This window comes from Williamsia limnetica (assembly GCF_003217475.1).
In the GTDB taxonomy this organism is placed as follows: Bacteria; Actinomycetota; Actinomycetes; order Mycobacteriales; family Mycobacteriaceae; genus Williamsia; species Williamsia limnetica.
The window spans coordinates 30,003-49,548 of sequence record NZ_QJSP01000012.1; the positions used below are offsets into that span (position 1 = coordinate 30,003).

The following is a 19,546-nucleotide window of genomic DNA, read 5'->3' on the forward strand; positions in this document are numbered from 1 at the left end:
TCGAGGCGCCGTCCTCGCCGCGGCGTCCCGTTGACGAATCGCGGCGCGTCACCGGGTTGTCAGTCCTGAAAAGTGTTCTGAGCGATCTCGGCGACCTTTTGACGGGTGTGCCGGCCCTCGATGTTGCGGATGGTTCCGGACCGTGAACGCATGACCAGTGAGCGGGTCGTCGCACCGTTGGCCCGATAGCTGACACCGCGCAGCATGTCACCGTTGGTGACGCCGGTGGCGCAGAAGAACATGTTCTCGCCGCTGACGAGATCTTCGGTCTTCAGGACCCGATCCAAGTCGTGTCCGGCGTCGAGGGCCTTCTGCTTCTCGGCGGCATTGCGTGGCCAGAGCTTGCCCTGGATCTCGCCGCCCATGCACTTCATCGCCACGGCGGTGATGATGCCTTCGGGGGTGCCGCCGATGCCCATGAGCATGTCGACAGAGCTCTCCTCCTGGGCGGCCGCGATGGCGCCCGCGACGTCGCCGTCGGAGATCAGCCGCACCTTGGCGCCCGCCGCCCGGATCTCACCGATCAGGCCTTCGTGGCGTTCGCGATCGAGCACGACGACGGTCAGGTCGGCGACCTCGATGCCCTTGGCCTTCGCCACGGCATTGACGTTGAACTCGACCGACTCGTTTATGTTGATCAGGCCGGCCGCTTCGGGTCCGACTGCGATCTTCTCCATGTAGAAGACGGCCGACGGGTCGTACATGGTGCCGCGCTCGGACACCGCGAGCACTGCGATGGAGTTCGGGCGTCCCTCGGCCATCAGGGTGGTGCCGTCGATGGGATCGACGGCCACATCGACCTCAGGGCCCTCGCCGTTGCCGACCTCTTCGCCGTTGTACAGCATCGGCGCCTCGTCTTTTTCGCCTTCGCCGATCACGACGACGCCGCGCATCGACACAGTGGAGAGCAGTTGCCTCATCGCGTCGACCGCGGCGCCGTCGCCGCCGTTCTTGTCGCCTTTGCCCACCCAGCGGCCCGCCGCGAGCGCGGCTGCCTCGGTCACCCGCACGAGCTCCATCGCCAGGTTGCGGTCGGGGGCCTCGAACTGGGGGGAATCGGCTGACATGGAGGGCCTCCTGAAATCGCGGCGAAAGGGTGTGAGGCCATCCTTTCATGCCCGTTACTGCAGGTGGTGCACCGGTGCCTGGCCGTAGACGTTGACGTTCATCCCGGCTTCACGCGCCTTCAGTTGCAGCGACAGGTACCGCGAGTAGTGGCGCGACTGGTGCAGGTTGCCGCCGTGGAACCACAGGTTCTGTTGTGCGGTGGGCTTCCACATGTTGCGGAGCTCGCCCTCCCAGGGGCCCGGATCCTTGGTGGTGCCCGACCCCAGACCCCAGCACTTGCCGACCTTGTCCGCGACTTCTTGTGAGATGAGCTTCGCCGCCCAGCCGTTCATCGAGCCGTAGCCGGTGGCCAGCACGATGAGGTCGGCCTCCAGTTCGGTGCCGTCGGAGAGCACCACCGAATGCGGTTTGATCTCGGTGATGTGCGCCGGTGCCTTGAGCTTCACCTTGCCGTCGGCGATGAGCTCGGACGCTCCGACATCGATGTAGTACCCCGAGCCGCGGCGCAGGTACTTGAGGAACAGTCCGGAGTCGTCATCGCCGAAGTCCAGCATGAAGCCCGCGGCCTCGAGCTTGTCGTAAAACTCTTTGTCCTGCTCGCGAATCGTGTTCCACGCCGGGATCTGGAAGTCGGCGAGCAGGCCGTAGGGGATCGATCCGAAGATGAGGTCGGCGGTTTCGTGGTCGATCCCGTTGTCCAGGGCTTCTTCGGAGTAGAGCCCGCCGAGCACCTCTCGCATCAACGATTCGGACTTCACGATGTGCGTGGTGGAGCGCTGGATCATCGTGACGTCGGCGCCGTTCTCGAACAGGTCGCCGCAGATGTCGTGTGCGGAATTGTTGGCCCCCAGGACAACTGCCTTCTTGCCCCTGTACGCGGCGCCGCCTGAATGCTGCGACGAATGAACGAGGTCGCCCTCGAAGGTGTCGGCACCTGGGATCTCCGGGATGTTCGGGATACCCGACATCCCGGTGGCGAGCACCAGCTGGGTGGGTGTGAGGGTCAACGATTCGCCGTTACGCTCCACCTCGACGGTCCACTGCTGCGTCGCGTCGTCAAAGGTCGCCTTGGTGCAGGTGGTGGTGCTCCAATAGTCGAGCTCCATGATCTTGACGTAGCTCTCGAGCCAGTCGCCCATCTTGTCCTTGGGGGTGAACACGGGCCAGTCGTCAGGGAACGGTAGGTACGGCATGTGGTCATACCAGACCGGATCATGAAGGGACAGAGAGTAATAGCGACCACGCCACTCGTCGCCGGGCCTAGGATGCTTGTCGATGACCAGCGTCGAGACGCCGAGGCGGCGCAGGCGGGCGGCGAGGCCGATGCCACCCTGGCCGCCGCCGACGATGAGCGTGTACGGCTGGGTGGTGATGCCCAGGGTCTCTTTGTGCTCGGCGCGCCGATCGAGCCAGTTCTTCCGGCCTGGCACCACGCCGTGCTCGGCGCCCTTGATGCGGCGGGTGCGTTTGTTCTCCGGGAATTCCAGCAGTTCCTGCGCCGAGGTCAGGAAAGTCCAGCACTTACCGTCGCGCAGACGCATCAGACCCTTGCCGCGCAACACGGGGGTCGTGAAGGTGTACCAGGCGGTGGTGACGCCGTCGTCTTCCGTCGCCTCACCCTCGAGCTGGAAGTTGCCCGGGGCCGAGGTCGGCAGGGTCGCGGTCAGCATCGCGGCGAGGTCGTCCTTGCCCTCGGCAGTGGTGAGATTCCAGCTCAATGCCACCAGATCGCGCCAGTAGCAGTCGTCGACGAACAAATCGGTGACGGCTCCGACATCTCCGGTGTCCTGGGCGTGGGCAATAGCCTGCTCCAGGTCGGTGAGAAACGCCTGGGCCGTCTGGGTGGGAGAGACGGTGGTGGTCATGAACAACTCCTTCGCGTGAGGTGGATCACACCTGACGGTAGAAGGGTTCTCCGCTCGCCGGGAGGGTTGCAGGGAGTTGCAGAGGAGAAAGTGCGATCAGTGTGCCCAGGTCGCCGGAACGGTCAAGCGATAGGGGCGTGGTACCAGCAAAGGTCCGAGGGTGCGCCTGATCCGGGAGACCTCGGCCCGGATCGTCACGGTGTGGTCGCCGTCGCCGTAGAGCTCTGTCGACAATTCGCGGGCGCTGCGACCGAGGGGATGCGCGGCGAGGATGCGCAGCACGTCGTACTGACGTCGGGTCAGCGGATGAGCAACCTGTTCACCATCATCGGAAGTGATACGCGCACAGGGCGGATCGGACTGCAGGACCAGGGCGGTCGCGTGCTTGTCCGCCCGCCGCAGGTGCCACAGATCGCCCACCTGCTGCGCGTCGAAGTGGCCGAGGCTCGGAATCCACACGGTCCCGGTGTCGAGGCCGCCGGGGATGAACAGCCGGTCGCTCACCGCTATCCCGCGTGTCGCGATCACCCAGCCGTGCCGATCGATGACGAGGGCGTCGCCTGCACCGGTGTCGAGCAGACCTGCCGCGGCTCCGGACCGACTGCGCAGATCGTCGCGGTGGAGCAATCGCAGTTCGGCATTCACTGCGTCGAGCGTGGAGCAGACCAGCGACAGGGTGTGGGGGTGGGCGGTACGCAACCCGCCGGACAGCGTTATCGCACCGAGCACCGAGTCGTCGCGGGGATCGATGATCGGGGCGCCGGTACACACCCAGCTGTGGTGGCTCGGATGTGAATGCTCGGACCCGAAGATCTGCACGGGGGACCGGTCTGCCATCGCGGTGCCCAGAGCATTGGTGCCGACGGCCGATTCGGTCCAGGAAGCGCCCTCCACGAATCCCAGGTGCTCGGACCGCTTACGTACGTTCGGCGGACCGGCAACCCACAGCACCACCCCGTCGCTGTCGCAGAGGACGAGTTCGGTGGCGGTGTCGGTACAGCTGGTCAGCAGACGTTCGCGCAGAGCGGCCGACGCATGGTTCAGCAGCGGATCGGCGTCGCGGCGAAGGGCGACCTCGTCGGCGGGTCGATAATCGGGCCCGCGGTACCGGGCCGGCTGGCGTTGCCACGACCGGGCGACCTCGTCGCGGACACCTGTCGGGACGGCCCCGGTCGACGCCCACTGCTCGAACAACGAGTCCAGATGACGCAGATGGACTCGCGGATCCTGGTCGATACGCAGCGCGCTCGACGGTCGCATCAGCGGTGGTGGCACACGGTTCTCCGGAAGTTCGAAGGGTCGCCGCAATCCTACGTGAGACAGGTCACAACGCACGAACCCCCTCGGCCGCAGCCGAGGGGGTTCGTGCGTCGTACGAAGTCGGTCAGCTGGCGGCGCCCGCTTTGGTCGCCAGCGGCTTGCCATCGGGTGCGAGCGTGTCGTCGATCGGGATCTCGCGAATCGACGCCCCTTCGATGTCGACGTTCGGCACGATCTTGTCGAGCCACGCCGGCATCCACCACGCTTTGTCGCCCATGAGGGCGAGAAGTGCAGGCACGACGATCATCCGGATGATGAATGCGTCGAAGAAGACAGCCGCAGCCAGGGCGAAGCCCATCATCTTCGAGGTCGTGTCCGGCGCCAGCATGAACGCCGCGAACACCGAGATCATGATGACGGCTGCGGAGGCGACGACACGGGCACCGTGTTTGTAGCCGACCAGCACCGCCTCCTTCGCGGACAGGCCGTGGACGTATTCCTCGCGCATGCGGGTCACCAAGAACACCTGGTAGTCCATCGCCAGACCGAACACCACGCCGATCATGAAGATCGGCAGGAACGAGATGATCGGCTGGGTGTGGGTGATCAGCCCGAAGATTCCCTGCTGGAAGATCGCGACGGTGGCGCCGAACGTCGCACAGATCGAGAAGATGAATCCGATGGTCGCCGTCAAGGGCACCAGGATCGACCGGAACACCACCATCAGGATGATGAAGGCGAGCCCGACGACCAGGATCAGGTACGGGATCAGGGCCGAACTCAGCTTCGCCGAGATGTCCGACATGATCGCCGTCTGACCGCCCACATTCAGGGTCGCGCCCGCGGCTTCGGTGGTCGACGAGTATTCGCGGATCTGTTCCATCAACTCGTGCGTCTGCTCACCACTCGGTGACGTCTGCGGGGTCACCGCGATCAGCGCCGCCGTCGCCCCGGCTTGAGGGTTCGCCTGGTCGGGACCGTTTCCGATCCAGGTGAGCTGATCCGGGTTCGCCACGTTCGACAGTGTCTTGATGTGGTCGATCGTCTCGGTTGCGACCCCGGCCACATCGGCCCCATCCGTCTCGTTGAGGACCACCAGCAACTGTCCGTTGACGCCTTCACCGAATCCGCGCTTGAGCAGTTCGGTCGCCGGGACCTCGGCGTCCGAGGAGAAGGACAGACCCAATTCCAGTTTCGTCATCGGGGTGGCGATGATCGCGAGGAACGCCAGTGCGACCAAGGCGATGGGCAGTGGGTACTTGGTGAGGAACTTCGCGGTCCGTTGGCCGTTCGACACCCGGCTCTCGGGCTCGTCGCCGTGTCGCAGACCCTTGATGCGAGGCGAGAACGCAAATCTGCCGAATGCACCGAGCAGGGCCGGGATGAGCGTGATGGCCCCGAGGACGGCGATGACGACGGCGAGTCCGGCGCCCGCACCCATCTGCGATACGAACGGGATGCCCACGACCGCCAGTGCGACCACGGCGATCACCACTGTCAGACCGGCGAAGACCACGGCTGTACCGGCTGTTCCGACGGCACGTCCGGCCGCTGCCTCACGAGTGCCACCGAGATTGAGCTCCGTGCGGTAGCGGGACACGATGAAGAGCGCATAGTCGATCGAGACGGCGATACCGAGCATCGTGATGATGCCGGTCGCGCTCTCGTTCATGTTGAAGATGCCGGCGCCCAGGGTGACGAGATTGATGCTGATCAACACGCCCAGAATGCCCGTGATGATGGGGATGAACGCGGCGACCAATGCTGCAAAGGCGACGATCATCACCACGAACGCCACGACGAAGCCGAGCATCTCGGCCGTTCCGCCCTGCTCCTGGACCTGCATGAGCGAGCCCGTGCCGCGGACGTCGAGCCCGCCGGTGCGGAACTCGGAGAGGATGTCCTCGAATTGTTCTTTGTCTTCGATCGTGAGGTCTTCGACCTTGATGTTCTGTTGGACCTGGATCAGACCGACCTGACCCTTGTCGCCGAGGACCGACGCGGCGATCGCGGGTTCGGCGTCGGCCGCGGTCACCGGGTTGACGATGGTGTCGGGTTCGAAGATGTCAGGGAGTGTCTTGAGCTTCGCGACGAGCCCGTCGATGTCGGCGGTATGTGCCGCCAGCCCGTCGTCGGCGGCGATCAGGACGCTGGTCGATGCCTCCAGCTGTCGCTCGTTGACCGCTGTGAAGTCTTTCTCCATGATTGACATCGCCTTGTCCGAGTCGGTACCCGGTAGCTCGAAATCCTTGGAGAACTTCGGATTGAATGCCGCCACCAGAGCGATGACGAGAGCACCCAGCAGCAACCAGCTGACGATCACCCACCATTTGTGCCGAAAAGAGAACCGTCCCAGCCGATACAAGAACATTGCCATGGAAAGGGAGCTTATAGGGACCGCAGGACATCGGTCTTCACCCAATAGATGGATATCGAGCGACGAAAGTACTACTTGGTGGGGAGCACCTGTGGTCCGGTGCCCGGGCCCGGCAGGGGCGAGGCCGCCAGGGTGGCGGTCGCGAGGGTCGTGAAGTCCTCTTCCTTGCCCTTGTTCGACATCAGGCCGATCCGGACGTCGCCCAGGTCGGTCACCCAGACCGTGCGCCCACCATCGGGTTTGGCGTAGACGACCCACGACGATCCACCCACCTCGCGGGTGCCGGCCCCGAGCAGTCGTTCGTCTCCGGCGAGGGAGCCGACCAGCGAGTCCTCGGTGGCGTCGGTCTGGCTTAGCTGGATGTACACACCGTTGGACGTGATGTAACCGGAATTGGACACCGATGTGTTCTCGAGAGCGGTCGTCGTTCCGCTGTTCGGTTTCCAATCGTTCGGCGTCGCGGGGAGCCTGATCGGAAAGGCGAGGCTTCTGGCGTCGGCTTTGAGTCCGCTGTCGATGTCATAGGCAGGGACCTTGTCATCACCCGAACCACCCGAGAGACCGACCGAGCAGTTGCCCGACACCATCGCCACGAACACACACAGCAACAGCAAGGGGACCAAAGACCAGATCATGTCCTTGTTGTTGTTCAGGATGCGAGGTTTAGCGGCCACGCTTTCGAGTATTGCAGCACGTGCCGTCGCCACATAAACGTCCGGACCGCGCACAGGGCGTGTGCGCCCCGGTCAGTTCTCCTCGTCGAAGTCCTCGTCGTCGTCGAGGTCGCCATCTGCGTCGTCGCTGCCGAGTACCGACTCGATGCGTTTGCGGGCGCCTTCGAGATGTTCCTCACAGCGCCGAGAGAGGGCCTCGCCGCGCTCCCACATCTCCAGGGACGCGTCGAGGTCGAGGCCACCCTGCTCCAGGGTGCGCACGACGACGATCAGCTCGTCGCGGGCTTCTTCGTAGCCCAGTTCGGCAATCGGCGTGACGTCGTCGTCAGCCGGTTTCTTCGGTGGCACGTCTTCTTCCTCCAAGCATCGGCTCACATCGCGATCTCATCGGTAGACGACCGCGATGGTTCTCAGTTCTTCTTCTCCACGCCCATCACGGCGGCCCTGGTGGCGCCATCGGCCACCCGGACCCGCAGTTGACTGCCGATCGGCATGTCGTGCACAGAGTTCACCACATGGGGCTGCTCGTCGCTGCTGCTCGCCGCTCCCGGGACGCGTTGCACGACGGCGTAGCCGCGGGCCAGGGTCTGCGCAGGACCCAGGGTGGCAAGCCGGGCGGCCAGATGGTCGACACGTTGCTCCTCGCTCCCGACGCAGCGAGCGACGTCGCGCCGGATGTCGCGGGTCGCCCGTTCGATCTCGTCGACCCGGTCATCGACGATCCGAAACGGATTGGCCAGCACGGGTCTGCCACGCAGAGAGTCCAGACCGCGGACCTGCGTGGTCACCCAATTGCGAAGTGCACCAGCGCTTCTGGAACGCAGCTCTCTGATCTGGGAGAGCTCGGCGATGACGTCCGGGACCACTCGCTTGGCCGCGTCGGTCGGCGTTGCCGCGCGCAGGTCGGCGACGAGGTCGAGCAATGGCGAGTCGGGCTCGTGACCGATGGCGCTGACCACCGCCGTGGTCGCCTTGGCGACCGCGCGGCACAGCGCCTCATCGGAGAACGGCAGCAGGTCCTCGACGCTGCCTCCGCCGCGCGCCAGGATGATCACGTCGACGTGCGGGTCCGCATCCAATTGGGCGAGATGCCCGAGGATCTGCGGCACCGCGGACGGTCCCTGGACCGGTGCGTTGCGGACTTCGAATCGAACGGCGGGCCAGCGGGACCGAGCGACCGAGACGATGTCGCGTTCGGCCGCGCTGGCGCGGCCGGTGATGAGCCCGATGGTCCCGGGGAGAAACGGCAGCGGGCGCTTTCGGGCCGTGTCGAACAACCCCTCGGCGGCGAGTAGTTGACGCAGGCGCTCGATACGAGCAAGCAGCTCGCCGATGCCGACAGGGCGGATCTCTGTGACCCGTAAGGACACAGTGCCCCGTCCGGTGTAGAACACCGGCCTGCCGAGCATCACCACCCGGGCGCCCTCGGTCAGGGGAACCTGCGCGCGAGTCAGCAGGTCGGGGCTGCAGGTGACCTGGATGGAGATGTCGGCCGCCGGATCGCGCAGGGTCAGGAACGCCGTCCGGGTACCTGGGCGACGATTGATCTGGGTCAACTGGCCCTCGACCCAGACCTGCCCGAGCTTGTGGAGCCACTCGGCGATCTTCGTGTTGATGGTGCGGACGGGCCACGCTGATTCGGGCGTATTGCTCACGCGGGCAGGCTACTTGCTCGCAGCCGTCACGCGGTTGTCGAGCATCGTGAGGAACGGGGCCCGCGCGCGGTTGCTCTTCTCATACTCGGCCAGCTCTTTGAGTTCGGCCAGCCCGACACCGCGCAACTTCGCGCGTAGCTGCGCGAGTGTGAGGGTGTCGTAGTCGAGCAGCACGACGATTTCCGGGGCCTTCTTCGCGGATCGGCGCGCGGTCGGCGCGTCCTTCTCGATGTCGGGTGTCGAACTGTAGAGCGCGAACCGCCCGGTACCCACGGGTCCAACGGTGTTCTCGGGGTCGTCGTCGGCGGTCCCGGGTGTGTCATCGGCGGGCGTCACGGTGGTCGTGGCCGGGGTGATCGGCGGAGCGGAATTCCCGGTCACGCTGTCGTCGGGCTCGGAGAAGTCGTCGTCTTCGTCGAAGGTCGCCCACTCGGGTTCCTCTTCGGCCTGACCGAGCAGTGCCTCGAAGACGTCGTCCCCCTTGATCGCCATCTCGGCGATGCCCTGCTGGAAGCGCATCACGGCCTGCAGGGTCTGACTGACCGCACTCATCGGCAAAGTGATGGCGGTGGTGGGCAGTTTTCGCGTCTCTTCCAGCACGGTTACAACTACCCCGGCGGCGACCCTGGCGGCATAAGGTGGTCGAATCATGCCAATACTGTGCCTCATGCCACCGGTGGTGACCACCAGTAGGGTCGCAATGCCCGTACGCTGAACACCATGAGTTCGGCCGAGAACAGCCCATCGGGCAAGACAATCCTGCTCGCAGAGCCGCGTGGTTACTGCGCCGGCGTCGACCGCGCAGTCGAAACAGTGGAGAAAGCCCTGGAGAAGCATGGTGCTCCGGTGTACGTCCGTAAGGAGATCGTGCACAACCGCCATGTCGTGGAGACCCTGACAGATCGCGGCGCGGTCTTCGTGGACGAGACCGACGAGGTGCCTGAAGGCGCGCTTGTGGTCTTCTCCGCACATGGTGTCTCCCCGGCGGTCCACGACTCTGCTGCCAGCCGCAATCTGCGCACCATCGATGCCACCTGCCCCCTGGTGACCAAGGTTCACCAGGAGGCGAAGCGGTTCGCCCGCGACGACTACGACATCCTGCTGATCGGTCACGAGGGTCACGAAGAGGTCGAGGGGACCGCGGGCGAGGCGCCTGAGCACGTGCAGCTCGTCGACGGCCCCGAGAGTGTCGACGCTGTCACCGTGCGCGACGAGTCAAAGGTGATCTGGTTGTCGCAGACGACGCTGTCCGTCGACGAGACGATGCAGACCGTATCGCGCCTTCGCGAGAAGTTCCCGCTGCTCAACGACCCGCCCAGCGACGACATCTGCTACGCCACCCAGAACCGTCAGGTCGCGGTGAAGGCGATGGCTCCCAAGTGCGACCTGGTGATCGTGGTCGGTTCGCAGAACTCGTCGAACTCGGTCCGGCTGGTGGAGGTGGCGCTGCAGGCCGGCGCCAAGGCCTCGTATCTCATCGACTATGCCCGTGAGATGGATCTCGGATGGCTCGAGGGCGTGCAGACCGTGGGCGTCACCTCCGGTGCCTCGGTACCGGAGGTCTTGGTGCGCGGCGTGCTCGAGGTGTTGCAGGCGAACGGCTTCGACGGAGTCGAAAAGGTGACCACAGCCGAGGAGACCTTGACGTTCGCATTGCCCCGTGAATTGCGTCCGGCGCGCGCCACGTAGGCGTTCACCTTTCATCCACCGATTTCGCACCGCCCACCTGCTCTTACGGGTGGGCGGTGCGAATTCAGCTCGTTCAGCGGAAGAACACCGGTCGGCACGGCGTTGTGACGAACATGACAACGTCAGCTCTCGAACTCACCCCACGACAACGCGAACGGCTCGAAACCGAAGAAGTCGTCTGGCTCACCACCGTCAACGCTTCGCAGACCCCGGTCCCGACGCCGGTGTGGTTTTTGTGGTCGGATGATCACTTCCTGGTCTTCAGCGAACCCCGAACGCCCAAGCTCGCGAACATCGCCCGCGGCGGCGTGTCGGTCCACTTCAACTCCACCAGCGGGGGCGGCGACGTGGCGGTGTTCACGGCCAACGCCGCCCAGGACCCGGACGGACCGACCGAGGCCGAATGGAACGCCTACGTGGGCAAGTACGGCCAGTCGATGGCGGGCATGGACTACACGCCCGACTCGTTCCGGTCCGAATACTCGACGTTGATCAGGGTCACGCCCCGGCGCGTTCGCGGTTGGTGACCGATCGGCGTCAGTACTCGTCAGGGTTCAGGCGACGCACTCGGCGAGCCGGCATCGATACCGCCCACCCTGCCGCCAGGATCACCGCACAGACGCCGACGCCGATCGCTGCGATCGTATGCGGTCGGTGGTCGACGGGTGGAGCCGCGGTGGGTGCCGATATGGCCTGCGGCACAGTCCAATCCGGTTCGCGGTCGGGAATCTCGTAGGTGAGGGCGGCCACGGGGTCGATCACTCCATGGCCCACGGTGTTGTCGCGACCGGTACCCGGGGCATGAGCGGTGCGGGTGATGCGCTCGATGACCGCTCGCGCGTCGAGTTCGGGGAATTTCGCACGGACGAGCGCCACCACACCCGCGACGTACGGGGCGGCGAAGCTGGTCCCGTCGACACTCGTCAGACCACCTTCCACCTCTTGTGCGTTGGCCAACCGGTCCGAGCCGCGGGTGCTGTCGAGACTCAGGATCGACGTGCCCGGTGCGGCGATCCCGACCCAGGGGCCGGCAAGACTGAAGGCCGCAGGCGCTCCGCCTTCGGAATCGACGGCTGCCACGCTCAGCACGTAGGGCGTGTACCAGGCCGGGCTCGCGATCGTGGTGACAGTGTCCCAGCCATCCGATGCCGGATCGGCCGGGTTCGGCGGAGGATTCTGTTGTGAGCACTGCGAACCCTCGATGAGGTTGCCGGCCGCGGCGACCACCACCACGTTGCGGTCGAAGGCGTATTTCACCGCGGCGCCGAGCTGCTTGTCGTACAGGTTCGACCCCGCGGACCCGCAGGCCACCTCGGAGATGTTGATGACGGTCGCACCCAGGCCCACCGCCCGCACGATCGCGTAAGCGAGCGTTTGCACAGTCCCGAAGCCGGCGCCCACGCTGGGGTTGTCGCCCGGGTTGCCGGCGCGTCTGCGGTCTTTCGGTTCGAAGGCCGCGCTCGACTGCCTGATCGCGATGATCGACGATTCGGGTGCGACCCCGGCGAAGGCGTCGCCCGGTGCAGGCTGGGCGCCGATGATTCCGGCCACCAGTGTGCCGTGGCCGTCGCAGTCGTCGGTTCCGTCGGAGCGCGAGACGTAGTCACCGCCGGCGGTGATGCGCGGCAATCGCGGATGTCTGGTCACGCCGGTGTCGATCACCGCGACCTTCTGCCCACCGCCGCGGCTGAAACGCCACGCTTCGGGTAGCCGCATCATCGCCTGTGCAGCTGAGGGTTTGGTGACGTCCGTTCCGGGAGCCAGAACCGGCTTGGCACACAGCATCTTCTGCTCGGTGGGCTCTGGCGGTGCGATCGGCGCATCCCGCACCAGGGCCGCGATGTCGACCGCCGGTGGTGGGATCGCGGCGGCAGGTAGCGCGGGGAGGGCCGCCGCCGCGGTGATTGCCACGACCACCGTCACATGGCCGATACGCGAACGCATCGATCCTGTCCGGCCGCCGGCGCGGGGCCGGCTCGTCACAGGTCGCGGACCGCTGCGTAGAGGTCGAGGATCCAGAACAACAGCGGGACGATCGCCGCGATCAGCAGATACTCGAAGATCTCGACCAGGCGGCGCATCACGGGAGAGAAGTCCGATTGTGGTGCGAGGACTCCGCACAACAGCGCGAGGACCGCTGTACTACCCAAAGCGACTGCCGCCAGAACGGTGTGTTCGCCCGGTCCGAATGCCATCTCGATGCAGACCACGGCCCACCCGACGGCGCCTGCTGCGATGAGCACGGATGCCTGGGCGAGATCGGTGTGGGACCGGCCCCGCAGGCAGAGCACGATCGCGATGATCGTCGCGAACACCGTGGCGCGCCAGCTGAAGTCCGGAGTGGGGTACGCGACCATCGCGATACCGGCCACGGCGGCCGACGAGGTCCCGATGATGAGTCCGGTGAGATATCTTCCGGCCGTTCGGGTGCGCTGTTCGAGTGCGGCAGCAGAGGGGAGCGCCATGGCTCCGATTGCTCCGATGCCCTCGATCGCCGGGCGGGGCGCCGAGTCCGCGGGGTCGATGGCGGCGCCTGCCGTCGGCACCGGGGGCAGAGGCAGTCGCGCCAACAGAATGGTGATTCGCGATGCGTAAGAGATCGCGAGAATCGCGATGGCGCACAACAGTGCTCCGATACGGACGGTTCCCGGCGACCACAGCATCTGCACCGCGGCTGCGCCCGTCCCGAACAGGGCGGCCGTGATCACCGCGGCATTCACCAGGGGACCGGCGGCCCCGATCCGGTAGGACATCGCGGCAACGACCACGGTGACCGCGCATCCGAGCGTGAGATGGGCCGCCCCGAACGGCCCTGGCGGCAACATCATTCCGGTCGCGAGTGCACAGGGGGCCGCACACAGCGAGCTGATCGCAGCGGTGGTGCGATCGAGGTAGTACCGACCGATCACGGCTCCGGCGACCACGTAGGCGAGGGTGACGAGCGCGGCGATCACCGGCGGCCACCAACTCTCGTGTTCGCTGCGTTCGCGTAACAGCGCCAGTACACACAGGGCCGATGCCGCGACGGCGACCACGTAGCCCATGACCCGGGCGGCCGTCGCGTTCCAACTCGCGAACTGGGCCTCGCCGAGTCGTGCGACGGCGTCGATCACATCGTCGAAGAGCACCGCGGTCTCGCGGGCGGGTACCGAGCGCAGGATCAGCAGATCGCCGTCTCGCACCCCGGCCTCGGACAGCGTGCGACCGGGCGCGATGGGCTCGCGGCCGACCCGTGACAGCGTCCAGTGATCCCGGATGGGCGTCGGCCGGGTGTCGGCGTCCTCGACATCCGGCGTCCGGGAACTGATCAGCGCCACCAGGTCCGGGATCAGCGCGGCCACCGGCACCGCGGCCGGAAGTCCGACGTCGAACTGAGTCGTGCCACCGATGACCGATACCCGCGCCAGCGCAGGTTCGGCAGCGGCAGCGGCGTCCAACTCCGCCAAAAGGTCAGCAGCGGTCATGATTCCCCCCAAGAGATCCCCACCCGATGTCGAAACAATAGCGAATGCGTCCGACATCTGCCCCGCCGGATCGTGGCGGCCTGTGGATGAATGGCACCCTTCGGGGTGCCCCGCACGAGCTCATGGTGAATGATGTGCGGCCAGGGGATTCATTAGCTCAGGGGTGGGGTTCGTACAACCATGATGTTTCGGTGACGGCAGGGACGACCGAGGGATTCGTGCGGCGGGCACGAGTGCCGGTACCGCGTGCGCCCGGCGGAGAGGTCAACATCCAGGTGCCCCCGGATGTACCGCGGGTCGTGCCCGGCAGCCTGCTGATGAAAATGATGCCCGTGGTGATGGTGATCGCCGTGGTCGGCATGATCTCGATGATGTTCGTGACCGGCGGGCGCAACATGCTGTCGAATCCGCTGTTCATGATGTTCCCGATGATGATGCTCATGTCGATGTTCGGCATGTACGCGGGCGCCGGGAATCGCGGCGGCGGCAAGCGCGCGGCCGAGTTGAACGAAGAGCGCAAAGACTACTTCCGCTATTTGTGCCAGGTTCGTGACGAGGTGCACGAGACCGGTGCGGCCCAGCGCGACGCCCTCGAGTGGAGTCATCCCGAACCGGCAGCGCTGCTCGCGGTGGTGGGCGGACGTCGTATGTGGGAGCGGCGGCGCGGCGACAGCGACTTCGGCCATGTCCGGGTCGGGGTCGGATCGCAGCGACTCGCGACGCGTCTGATGCCACCGGAGACGGGGCCGCTCGAGGACATCGAACCGGTGTCGGCGGTGGCGCTGCGCAGATTTGTCCGAACCCACTCGGTTGTCCACGGATTGCCCACCGCGGTGTCGCTGAGGGGGTTCCCGGCGATCAACATCGAGGGAGCGCGCCAGGAGACGCGGCAGCTGGCGCGGTCGATGATGCTCGAACTCTGCGCGTTTCACGGTCCTGATCAATTGATGATCGCCGTGATCACCGCTGACCCCGGGGCCGAGGCGTGGGACTGGTGCAAGTGGCTGCCGCATCTACAGCATCCGTACGAGCGCGACGGTATGGGTTCGGCCAGGATGGTCTACCGGTCACTGGCGGACCTCGAGGACGACCTCGCCGTGGATCTGCTCGAGCGCGGCCGATTCTCGCGGTCGGCTCCGCCGAGCGCCGCGCGGGCACAGCTCGTGGTCGTCATCGATGACGGATTCGTCTCGGGCGACGAACGTATCGTCGGCGACGCGGGCATGGAGGCGGTGTGCATCCTCGATCTGTCCGCACCCACCGATGGCCTGGCTGTCCGTCGGGGACTGCAGCTGGTGGTGCGCGAGGGAAAGATCGGGGCCCGTAGCGCTTTCGGCGTCGAAGAGTTCGCCGACATGGATTCCCTCGGTGTCGCAGAAGCCGAAGCGTTCGCCAGGGCGATGGCGCGGTACCGCCTCGCCACCGCGGCCCAGTTGGTGAACCTCGAGCAAGAGGCCACCCCGTCGGATCCGGGTTTGATGAATCTACTCGGCATCGCTGATGCGACGCGGCTCGACCCGCATACGGCGTGGGCGCCGCGCAGCGCGCGCATGCGGCTGCGAGTACCCATCGGGTACTCGGCGAGCGGTACCCCGGTCGAGATCGACATCAAGGAAGCCGCCGAAGGTGGGATGGGTCCGCACGGTCTGTGTATCGGTGCCACCGGGTCAGGTAAATCGGAGTTCCTCCGGACCCTGGTGTTGTCGATGATCGCGTCCCATTCACCGGAGGCGCTGAATCTGGTTCTCGTCGACTTCAAAGGTGGTGCAACATTTCTGGGTCTCGACTCGGCACCCCACGTGGCAGCTGTCATCACGAACCTCGAAGAAGAGCTGTCGATGGTCGACCGCATGCGCGACGCGCTGTCCGGGGAGATGAACCGGCGCCAAGAGGTGCTGCGCGCAGCGGGGAACTTCGCGAACGTGGGGGACTACGAGCGGGCTCGCGCGTCGGGCGCGCCGCTGGAACCGCTGCCCGCCTTGTTCATCGTGGTCGACGAGTTCTCCGAACTGCTGGCGCAGAAGCCGGATTTCGCTGATCTCTTCGTCGCGATCGGCCGACTGGGGCGCAGCCTGCACATTCATCTGCTGCTCGCCTCACAACGCCTCGAAGAGGGCAAGATGCGCGGACTCGACAGCCACCTGTCCTATCGAATCGGTCTGAAGACGTTCTCCGCGAACGAGTCCCGGTCGGTACTCGGTATGCCTGACGCCTACCATCTGCCTAATGTCCCCGGCTCGGGGTACCTCAAGTGCGACTCGGCCGAACCCATCAGATTCAACACGTGTTACGTCTCGGGTCCCTACACCCCGCCTACCGCGCTCGGACTCGAATCGCTTCCCTCGATGGCGACGGCAGGCCGGCTGAAGATGTTCACCGCCGACCGCATACCGGTGGATCTGGTTGCCCCTCCGCAGATCTCGCTCGACCCAGTGCCCGATCTCGTCGCAGATCCGTCGGTGGCAGGTCCGGCGGTTGCACACACCCCCGGTGTAGGTGCTGCGGTGCGGACCCTGCTGGAAACCGTGCTCGACCGCATGGCCGGACAAGGTCCTGCAGCACACGAGGTGTGGCTGCCCCCGCTCGACCAGCCTCCGACGATCGACATGCTCGTCCCACGGTGGCGCAGCCCCCAGGACGGTCGCCTCGAGTTCCCACTGGGGATCGTCGACCGGCCCTACGACCAACGTCGCGACATCCTGACCGTGGATGTGTCCGGTTCGCGAGGCAACGTCGCGATCGTCGGTGGGCCCCAATCGGGTAAGTCCAACGCCGTCCGGACCCTGATCCTCGGCGCCGCAACCACCCATACGCCCGAACAGGTCCAGTTCTACTGCCTCGATTTCGGTGGCGGCAGCCTGGCCGGGATCGCCGGGCTACCGCACGTCGGATCCGTGGCGGGCCGATCGGACATGGATGCAGTGCGACGTACGGTGGCGGAGGTCGCCACCCTGATCCGCCGGCGGGAGTTGCGTTTCGCCGATGCGGGCATCGAGTCGATGCGCGACTTCCGGTCTCGACGCCGAGCCGGCGATCCTGTGCTCGCCGACGACGTATTCGGCGACCTCTTCCTTGTCGTCGACGGGTACGCGGTCATTCGTGGCGAGTTCGAGTTCCTGGAATCTCAGATCAATACCATTGTGGCGCAAGGTCTGTCCTACGGTGTGCACGTCATCCTCACAGCCGCGCGCTGGGCGGAGGTCCGGCCGGCGATCAAGGATCTGATCGGCAGCAGACTGGAACTGCGGCTCGGGGATCCGCTCGATTCGGAGATGGGTCGCAAGGTCGCCGGTCTGGTGCCCGAAGGCCGCCCGGGTCGCGGTCTCACGGCGCAGCAGCTCCACATGCTCGTCGCGCTGCCCCGCACCGATTCGGAAACAGGACTCGACACCCTGAGCTCGGCGCTCGCGAGCACCGTCGCAACCATCTCGGCCCTGTACCCCGGTCGCGCGGCGATGGCAGTCCGCAAGCTGGCCACGCACCTCGAACGGTCCGAGGTGCACACGCGCTTGCGGGACGCCGACATCACGCTGGCACCGGGAGAGGTCGCCATCGGTGTCGGGGAGGCCGAACTCGCACCGGTCATCCTCGACTTCCGGACCGGGCCGCATTTTCTGGTGTTCGCCGACGTTGAGCACGGCAAGACGAACTTGCTCCGCAACATCGTGGCCGGATTGATCGAGAACTCGTCGTCGACGGAGACAAAAATCGTTCTCGTCGACTACCGGCGGACGATGCTCGGCGTGATCGACACCGAGCATCTGGCCGGATATGCCACCTCCGCCCAGACCCTGACCCCGATGGTCACCGAGCTCGCCGCCTACTTCACAGCGCGTCTACCGGGGCCGGACGTCACCCAGCGACAGCTCCGTGACCGCCGGTGGTGGTCGGGACCGGACGTCTACATCGTCGTCGACGACTACGACATGGTGGCCACCGGAAGCGGGAACCCGCTGGCGCCGTTACTCGACCTCTTGGCCCAGGCCCGCGACATCGGCCTGCACCTCATCGTCGCGCGGCGTTCGGGCGGCGCAGGCCGGGCCCTGTTCGACCCGATCATCGGCCGCCTCAAGGATCTGTCGTGTGACGGGCTGTTGATGAGCGGAGACCGCGACGAGGGGTACCTGCTCGGCAGGGTCCGCCTGCAGAAGCTGGTGCCGGGTCGGGGCGAACTGGTGTCGCGTTCGCGTCCGCAGGAAATGATCCAGGTCGCCCACATGCCTCCGCTGTGATGGCGTCACCGATGCGTTGGGCGGTGGCCGACGTTGCCTATGACCATCTCGAGGTGGGCGGCAGCTCGCCGGAGCGGGTGGGGGCGCTGGTGGCGGCGATCAATTCGCCGACCGTCGTCGTCGACGGTGAACGCATTCATGCGATCGAGGCCTGGTCGAGGCTGTTCGGCCGGGTGCTGACCGGTAGCGATCCCGTCACCGTGGCCCATCCCAGCACGTGGGGGACGAGACGGGCCGCGGTGCTGGGGCAGGCGGCCGCGGCGGCGGGCCGTGAGGTGGAACTCGTCCCACGTGCCGCGGTCATCGCGCGTTCGCATCTGGACGCGACTGCCCAGCGAGCGCTCGTCATCGAGGTCACCGACCGAGTCGACATCCACGAGGTCCGACGGGCCGGTGGTGATTGGCTGATCGCGTCGACGACTGTCGCGACCGAGAGGACCTACGCAGAGTTGGTGGCAGGTCTCGCCGACAACGGGGTCGAGGCGATCCTGGTCGACGGCACCGACCCCGCAGCGGTGCAATCGGTGCGTACCCGGGTCGAGGCCGTGACCGTGGTCGGCCGGGTGGCGTGCGTGCGACGCGCGCTGGTGCATCGATACGGTGGCGCACTGGCCGCCCCGGAGCCAGGCTCCGAAACCTGGCCGCCTTCTCTCGCGGTGGGGCGCACCCGTCGCGGGTCGGTGTTGGCGGCGGCAGCACTCTTGGTTGTGGTGGCCGTTGCTGCGGCGATCGCCGTCGTCGTCGTACGAGACGGCTCCCGGACGCCCGTTGCCGCGGTCGATCGACAGGCGCAGGTCGGCCGGGTGTCGTTGGTGGTGCCCGCCGATTGGCGGCAGAGTAGCGAACCGGCGGCCGAAGGGGTCGTCTCACGCGCCACCTTCGCCGCCCCGCAGGATGATCGGCGCATCATCCTGCTCCAGAATGCGGTCCGCAGTACGTCGACGCTGTCGTCCGTGGCCGGCAGTCTCCGCAACCGGATCGACCAGCGCGGCGACGACGTGGTCCAGGAGTTCTCGGCCAGCACCCGCTATGCGGGCCGGGAGGTCATCAGTTACCGCGAGGTGCCGGTGTCCGGTGGAGCCATCCGCTGGTATCTCCTCGTCGCAACCGGTCTGCAGGTCAGCGTGGGTTGTCAGGCAGGATCGGCGGGGGAGTCCATCGACGAGCAGTGCGTCGTGGCGGTGGCCTCGGTGCGCATCGCGGATCGCTGACCCTCTGCGATCGAGCCCGCAGGTCATGAGCGTTTTGACCCACCGTGTCCC

Annotated in this window: 14 protein-coding genes; 4 read left to right on the plus strand and 10 right to left on the minus strand. The window is 66.1% G+C overall.

What is annotated here, in order from left to right:
- Nucleotides 1-59 precede the first annotated feature (59 nt).
- The 8 genes from glpX to DFR67_RS19805 all read right to left on the minus strand — a co-directional run bounded on the left by glpX (nucleotide 60) and on the right by DFR67_RS19805 (nucleotide 9,550).
- On the minus strand, nucleotides 60-1,067 hold the full coding sequence (gene glpX, locus DFR67_RS19770; RefSeq protein ID WP_110471225.1) for a class II fructose-bisphosphatase: 1,008 nt from the start codon (nucleotides 1,065-1,067) through the stop codon (nucleotides 60-62).
- Nucleotides 1,068-1,121: 54 nt separating this feature from the next.
- The gene (locus DFR67_RS19775) at nucleotides 1,122-2,933 is read right to left on the minus strand and encodes an NAD(P)/FAD-dependent oxidoreductase (RefSeq protein ID WP_110471226.1); all 1,812 of its coding nucleotides are present in this window, start codon (nucleotides 2,931-2,933) and stop codon (nucleotides 1,122-1,124) included.
- A gap of 96 nt (nucleotides 2,934-3,029) precedes the next feature.
- The gene (locus DFR67_RS19780) at nucleotides 3,030-4,208 is read right to left on the minus strand and encodes a sigma-54-dependent transcriptional regulator family protein (protein WP_158539996.1); all 1,179 of its coding nucleotides are present in this window, start codon (nucleotides 4,206-4,208) and stop codon (nucleotides 3,030-3,032) included.
- Between the two features lie 109 nt (nucleotides 4,209-4,317).
- The gene (locus DFR67_RS19785; RefSeq protein WP_110471228.1) at nucleotides 4,318-6,570 is read right to left on the minus strand and encodes an MMPL family transporter; all 2,253 of its coding nucleotides are present in this window, start codon (nucleotides 6,568-6,570) and stop codon (nucleotides 4,318-4,320) included.
- Between the two features lie 71 nt (nucleotides 6,571-6,641).
- Nucleotides 6,642-7,244, minus strand: coding sequence for a DUF4245 domain-containing protein (locus DFR67_RS19790; protein WP_110471374.1), 603 nt, complete (start codon nucleotides 7,242-7,244; stop codon nucleotides 6,642-6,644).
- Nucleotides 7,245-7,316: 72 nt separating this feature from the next.
- Nucleotides 7,317-7,592, minus strand: a complete 276-nt coding sequence (locus DFR67_RS19795; RefSeq protein WP_211325111.1) for an exodeoxyribonuclease VII small subunit — start codon at nucleotides 7,590-7,592, stop codon at nucleotides 7,317-7,319.
- Between the two features lie 62 nt (nucleotides 7,593-7,654).
- Complete coding sequence (xseA, locus tag DFR67_RS19800) at nucleotides 7,655-8,899, minus strand: exodeoxyribonuclease VII large subunit (RefSeq protein ID WP_110471230.1); 1,245 nt, start codon at nucleotides 8,897-8,899, stop codon at nucleotides 7,655-7,657.
- Between the two features lie 9 nt (nucleotides 8,900-8,908).
- Nucleotides 8,909-9,550, minus strand: a complete 642-nt coding sequence (locus tag DFR67_RS19805; protein WP_110471375.1) for a lipid droplet-associated protein — start codon at nucleotides 9,548-9,550, stop codon at nucleotides 8,909-8,911.
- A gap of 69 nt (nucleotides 9,551-9,619) precedes the next feature.
- Between DFR67_RS19805 and DFR67_RS19810 the strand changes: the two genes are divergently transcribed.
- The gene (locus DFR67_RS19810) at nucleotides 9,620-10,588 is read left to right on the plus strand and encodes a 4-hydroxy-3-methylbut-2-enyl diphosphate reductase (protein WP_110471231.1); all 969 of its coding nucleotides are present in this window, start codon (nucleotides 9,620-9,622) and stop codon (nucleotides 10,586-10,588) included.
- 113 nt (nucleotides 10,589-10,701) lie between these two features.
- A complete protein-coding gene (locus tag DFR67_RS19815; RefSeq protein ID WP_110471376.1) occupies nucleotides 10,702-11,115 on the plus strand; it encodes a TIGR03667 family PPOX class F420-dependent oxidoreductase in 414 nt (137 codons plus the stop codon).
- A gap of 10 nt (nucleotides 11,116-11,125) precedes the next feature.
- Here DFR67_RS19815 and mycP read toward each other — a convergent pair whose 3' ends face one another.
- Together mycP and eccD are read right to left on the minus strand one after the other, a co-directional pair.
- Nucleotides 11,126-12,532: a type VII secretion-associated serine protease mycosin gene (gene mycP / locus DFR67_RS19820; RefSeq protein ID WP_110471377.1), complete on the minus strand. Its 1,407-nt coding sequence runs from the start codon at nucleotides 12,530-12,532 to the stop codon at nucleotides 11,126-11,128.
- Nucleotides 12,533-12,567: 35 nt separating this feature from the next.
- Nucleotides 12,568-14,052 carry a type VII secretion integral membrane protein EccD gene (eccD, locus tag DFR67_RS19825; RefSeq protein WP_110471232.1) on the minus strand — a complete coding sequence of 495 codons (1,485 nt, stop codon included), beginning with the start codon at nucleotides 14,050-14,052 and terminating at the stop codon, nucleotides 12,568-12,570.
- A gap of 191 nt (nucleotides 14,053-14,243) precedes the next feature.
- On the opposite strand from eccD, the gene eccCa reads away from it, so the two are divergent.
- Nucleotides 14,244-18,284, plus strand: a complete 4,041-nt coding sequence (gene eccCa, locus DFR67_RS19830; protein ID WP_245938053.1) for a type VII secretion protein EccCa — start codon at nucleotides 14,244-14,246, stop codon at nucleotides 18,282-18,284.
- A gap of 11 nt (nucleotides 18,285-18,295) precedes the next feature.
- Nucleotides 18,296-19,495: a type VII secretion-associated protein gene (locus DFR67_RS19835; RefSeq protein WP_158539997.1), complete on the plus strand. Its 1,200-nt coding sequence runs from the start codon at nucleotides 18,296-18,298 to the stop codon at nucleotides 19,493-19,495.
- Nucleotides 19,496-19,546: the final 51 nt, after the last annotated feature.

Coding starts and splice junctions, on each gene's coding strand:
- glpX (WP_110471225.1), bottom strand. CDS start 1,067: ATGTCAGCCGATTCCCCCCAGTTCGAGGCCCCCGACCGCAACCTGGCG.
- DFR67_RS19775 (WP_110471226.1), bottom strand. CDS start 2,933: ATGACCACCACCGTCTCTCCCACCCAGACGGCCCAGGCGTTTCTCACC.
- DFR67_RS19785 (WP_110471228.1), bottom strand. CDS start 6,570: ATGGCAATGTTCTTGTATCGGCTGGGACGGTTCTCTTTTCGGCACAAA.
- DFR67_RS19805 (WP_110471375.1), bottom strand. CDS start 9,550: ATGATTCGACCACCTTATGCCGCCAGGGTCGCCGCCGGGGTAGTTGTA.
- DFR67_RS19810 (WP_110471231.1), top strand. CDS start 9,620: ATGAGTTCGGCCGAGAACAGCCCATCGGGCAAGACAATCCTGCTCGCA.
- DFR67_RS19815 (WP_110471376.1), top strand. CDS start 10,702: ATGACAACGTCAGCTCTCGAACTCACCCCACGACAACGCGAACGGCTC.
- mycP (WP_110471377.1), bottom strand. CDS start 12,532: ATGCGTTCGCGTATCGGCCATGTGACGGTGGTCGTGGCAATCACCGCG.
- eccD (WP_110471232.1), bottom strand. CDS start 14,052: ATGACCGCTGCTGACCTTTTGGCGGAGTTGGACGCCGCTGCCGCTGCC.
- DFR67_RS19835 (WP_158539997.1), top strand. CDS start 18,296: ATGCGTTGGGCGGTGGCCGACGTTGCCTATGACCATCTCGAGGTGGGC.